The following is a 4,649-nucleotide window of genomic DNA, read 5'->3' on the forward strand; positions in this document are numbered from 1 at the left end:
ATTTTGATTTCGGTGAGTTATATGCATAAGTCTAAGTTATATGTTGTGTATCTATAGTAGATTAAGAATAAAAATATTTTATTGACCTCTTGACTTTCCCCTTAGCTGGAAGGTTTATACTATGATTGTCGACGGAAAGGAGAATTTATTGTGTACACTATAGGACAATTTTCTAAAATCGGAAGAGTTTCAACTAAGACACTTCGTTATTATGATGAAATAGATCTCTTAAAACCTATTCGTGTAGATCAGGATAACCAGTACAGATATTATTCACAAGAACAAGTTTTACAACTTCTTCTTATATCTGAACTCAAGGAATATGGATTGAAATTAGAGGAAATAAAGGCGATTACTGATAAGCAAGATACAGAATTATTAAAAAAATTTCTAAAAAGAAAAATTAGCGAAATTGATAATGAAGTTGTAACAAAGTTAGAACTTAAAAAAATTATTGAACAAAAAATTAAAAAGATTGAGTCAGGAGGCAATATTATGGAAGCAAGTAAAGATTTAAAGGTAGAATTAAAAGAAAGACAATCATTAGTTGTTGTTAGTAGAAGATCTACAATAAGTATGAGCAATATTAGCAGCCTTATTGGTAAGGTATTTGAGGACATTTTTAATATGAATCTTCAACCAGCAGGTCCGGTAATGACAATTTACCATGATAAAAAGGAATTTGATGTTGAAAATGTAGATTGTGAAGTATGTGTTCCGGTAAACAAAAATGTGAGTTTAGAAAAAAATGATAAAATAAAAGAATTCCCAGGAGGCTTAGTTGCATATACAACCTTTGTGGGGCCGTATTCGAAGTTAGGGGAAGCCTATGCTAAAGTTGTAAAATGGATTGATGATAATGGATATAAGTATGCTAGTGCACCTTTTGATATCTATCTAACTGGACCGGGCAGTGCTAAAGCTCCAGAAGAATTTGTTACTGAGGTTTGCTTTCCAATAACTAAATAGCATATTTGAAATTAACAAAGAATAATAGAAAGGATGACTTACTTCCCTGTAAAGTCATCCTTTTTATTAATATGTATTTACGAGCTTCTATTTTCCTTAGATTTTTCAGTAACAAAATCCAGTATTAACTGTCTATGGTGAGTTTTTATATCACTATATTTGTATGCAACTTTATAATGTTTAGAGTCATCAGCATGATCAGTTCTTATTTTCTCGCATAGAGTTATAATATTTTCATTCTTTAGCGATAAAGATATTAACGCATATTTACTATCCATTTCATTTTTTGAAACAATAAAATATACACCTCCAGCACTAATATTTACTGTATAGGTTTTTCTAAAAGACCTAAAAAATTTTGATTCAACATGATTTAAACTATTGTAGCTTGTGTCAGGTGGAAGAATAGAATATTCCATATCCATGACAATAGGAAGTCTTTGAAATTCTCTTCTATCAATACTTAATATAACTTTAGGTATACTAATTACAACGGCTTGTTCAAAATCGCTTTGAGTGGAACCTAGTACAATAGAAATGCATCTCAAAGCTTGGCGCTCATGTGCTATAATTAGCTCGATGGATTGACCTTTATTTAATACAATATATGCATCCTGCCTAGTATTTATTGTGATGCCTAAAAAATCATTAGTTATTTTTTTTACTGTTCCATCAACCAGAGTTCTATTTGGGGCAATAAATTTAACTATACTGTTTTCTTTTATAATATTTACATCAATAATATCCATAAGAATTACCTCTCTTTATCTCAAAGTAAGATTAATATAAATTTACCTATTTAGCCCATAGTTAATTAATATAAAAATTAAATATTTTCATATTAAGGAAATACTTTCATACCATAAAATATAATATCATATTTTGGAGATAAATTAAATATTTAGGAAGTAATCTGGTTTGTAAAATATTCCGCTAGACTATGAAATAGGTACCAATAATTTAATTTTGAGTTTTGGGCACATGAAAGAAAATAGGCTGGCAAATGGACTTGTTATTTTTTTGATTGTGCCTTGAAATAAAAAGAGCATTTGATGAGGTTAAATATTATTTTCCTATGAGCATATCATTTTCTAAAATATGCTCTGTAAGCCAATCGTTTAATAATTGTAATAGGTTAGTTATAGATTCATCTTGGTTTGCATCTATTTTTGAAAAATCTACATCGTTAATTCTTTTTATAAATGCATCATGAGCAATTTTTTGAGTAAACATTCTTTTATAATTTATTTCTTGCATGTATTCTTCTTCTGCTTTGAAATGAAAAGCAGTATAATCTCGCAATTCTTCAATTAATTCTACTATTCTATCATACTTATCTAGTGTAAAATCATTTTTTAGAAGTGTGTATGCTTTGTCAGCAATTTCAAAAAGCACTTTGTGCTGCTCATCGATAAAATCAATTCCAGTTTTATATTCATCTTTAAATTGATACATAAATATTTACCTTCCTTCCATAATTAGAATATAATAATTAAATTAGGTACACTATTATTATATATGGTATTTTAAAAATAAACTATATCTAACAAAGAATTTTTATTAGATAGAAAATGATATTTATGTTTTTGATTAAGGATAAAAGAAGTTTGACTATGAAACAAAAGAAAGAGAGTGATTTAGAAAATGGATTTAATTCAAAATATGGATAATGCAATTTTACAATATATACAATTGAATATGAAAAACCCTATGCTTGATGCTTTAATGCCACTTGTAACAAGCTTAGGTAATAAATTAACCATATGGTCAGTAGTTGGAATTGCTCTTATGATTAATAAAAAATATAGAAGATATGGAGCTATGATTATATGTTCATTAATTTTATGCTTCATTGTTGGAAATTTAAGCTTAAAACCATGGGTTGCTAGAATTCGTCCTTTTGAAGCTAAGCCATTGTTAAATTCACTTCTTATAAAGCCGCCCAGTGATTTTTCGTTTCCATCAGGACATACAATGTGCTCTTTTGCACCTGCAACTATACTATATTATATGAATAAAAAAGTTGGTATTTTTGCATTTTGTTTAGGAAGTATTATTGGGTTCTCGAGGTTATATTTATATGTACATTATCCATCAGATGTATTTTGTGGAGCCATTATTGGAGTTTTATTAGCTATTATAACTATTACTATATTTAACAACGTAAAAAATAAGAACATTAATGTAAAAAATTAAAAAAATGAAAGACAATGGCTCGCAATAGTAATATAATAAATATTGGTGTAATAACATATTTTACGAAGATGCTATGAAGTCTAATTTATAGGGGGATTAAATATGAGCTGGGATTGTGCAGTATGGCATAGTAATAGCGTTAAAAATAAGGAAGATGCTTATACATTATACAAAAAGTTATGTAAAGGGGATACCTCTTACATAGGTCCAACACAAAGAATACAGGACTTCTATGAAGAATTGACTACTAAACATCCAGAAATTGACGATGTTAATGAGGAAGATGTAGATAATTTGGATTTGTGTCCATGGAGTATTGCTTTTGACAAGTCTGAAGGACACATTATTATGTCTTGTGTAATGAGCAAAGCTGAATATATAAACGATTTAATACAAGAACTTGCCAGAAAATATGAACTATCATTTTTTGAACCTCAAAAGATGACTTTTATTTTGTAGGTAAAAATGCTCTAAAATAATAATCTTTACGGTCTATGGTTAAATGTGGTATTATAAAAAAGTGTTTAAAATTGAGAACTAAAATGGGTGTGAGAAAAATAAAAACTTAGGAGGGGAACATGATATTATATGGTCAAATTAAAATATTCTGCTTTATATACTGATAATTTGGGGTGCGAGCAGGCGGAAGTATATTTTTCTAAAGAAGGATTTCAGCTTAAGGTAAGGAATAGCATTTTTTACAATGATAACTTTAATTTTGATTTTTATGCAAAGAATTCTGAGGATATTGAACATCTTTTTTACTTAAAAGATGATGAGCTGATAGATTATTCTATAGATATCAAAATCCCTTTATTATTAGCTGACAATAATAACTATTGCGTTAAAGAATTTTTATTGCGCGTTGAAAGGAAGAAGAATTATTATAATAATTCGCTTTCATTCTCTTCGAAAGATTTAACTTATCTGGTTCAAGGGTATGATTTGCAGGAGTTGCTATATAAAATGAAAAAAGAGCTGCCTGAGGGATACTTTATGAAAGATGAAAATTTCTTATGTATGTTTGGTGTGTTTTATCTAGAAATGAATAAAGAAAATCCTTTATATTCCTTAGAAATTTCAGATGGAATATGGAAAGATAACTATATAAATTTATATGATAAAGCATACGAGGAAAATTTAAAGAATTATAAAAAAGTACACATTACTTATATTGGTAATAAATATTGTATAAGTTAATTTTGATATAGTTCTTGTATATCAAATGAAATTTTAGTGGAAAAGAGATAGCAGACATGAATTCAGCTATCTCTTTTTTTGGTTAAAACAACAATTTATTAAGATCATGTTCATCTGTATTATAGGCAGAAAATAAAAATATATTCATGATTTAATAAAATTTTATCATAGTGAATTAATTTTTATTAAATCATGAATAATAAAATAAATATAGTTTCGGCACAATCAAAAAAATAACAAGTCCATTTGCCAGCCTATTTTCCATCATGCTGTGTCGGCAAATT

The 4,649-nt window shown here is 27.9% G+C and carries 6 protein-coding genes; 4 read left to right on the plus strand and 2 right to left on the minus strand.

Annotated elements, in window-relative coordinates; translation table 11 throughout:
* Positions 1 to 150: 150 nt before the first annotated feature.
* A complete protein-coding gene (locus tag COL3_RS21855; protein ID WP_008427722.1) occupies positions 151 to 969 on the plus strand; it encodes a MerR family transcriptional regulator in 819 nt (272 codons plus the stop codon).
* Between the two features lie 77 nt (positions 970 to 1,046).
* Here COL3_RS21855 and COL3_RS21860 read toward each other — a convergent pair whose 3' ends face one another.
* Positions 1,047 to 1,718, minus strand: a complete 672-nt coding sequence (locus COL3_RS21860; protein ID WP_008427720.1) for a hypothetical protein — start codon at positions 1,716 to 1,718, stop codon at positions 1,047 to 1,049.
* A 316-nt stretch (positions 1,719 to 2,034) separates the two neighbouring features.
* Entirely contained in the window at positions 2,035 to 2,424 is a 390-nt protein-coding gene (locus COL3_RS21865; protein ID WP_008427718.1) for a hemerythrin family protein, read from the minus strand.
* A gap of 189 nt (positions 2,425 to 2,613) precedes the next feature.
* Here COL3_RS21865 and COL3_RS21870 point away from each other — a divergent pair, with 189 nt between their 5' ends.
* From COL3_RS21870 to COL3_RS21880, 3 genes are all read left to right on the plus strand, one after another.
* Positions 2,614 to 3,165: a phosphatase PAP2 family protein gene (locus tag COL3_RS21870; RefSeq protein ID WP_008427716.1), complete on the plus strand. Its 552-nt coding sequence runs from the start codon at positions 2,614 to 2,616 to the stop codon at positions 3,163 to 3,165.
* Positions 3,166 to 3,267: 102 nt separating this feature from the next.
* Entirely contained in the window at positions 3,268 to 3,624 is a 357-nt protein-coding gene (locus tag COL3_RS21875; RefSeq protein ID WP_008427715.1) for a hypothetical protein, read from the plus strand.
* A 129-nt stretch (positions 3,625 to 3,753) separates the two neighbouring features.
* On the plus strand, positions 3,754 to 4,365 hold the full coding sequence (locus COL3_RS21880) for a DUF6304 family protein (protein ID WP_008427714.1): 612 nt from the start codon (positions 3,754 to 3,756) through the stop codon (positions 4,363 to 4,365).
* Positions 4,366 to 4,649 lie beyond the last annotated feature (284 nt).

It is taken from the genome of Clostridium sp. LS (assembly GCF_002760435.1).
Lineage (GTDB): Bacteria > Bacillota > Clostridia > Clostridiales > Clostridiaceae > Clostridium.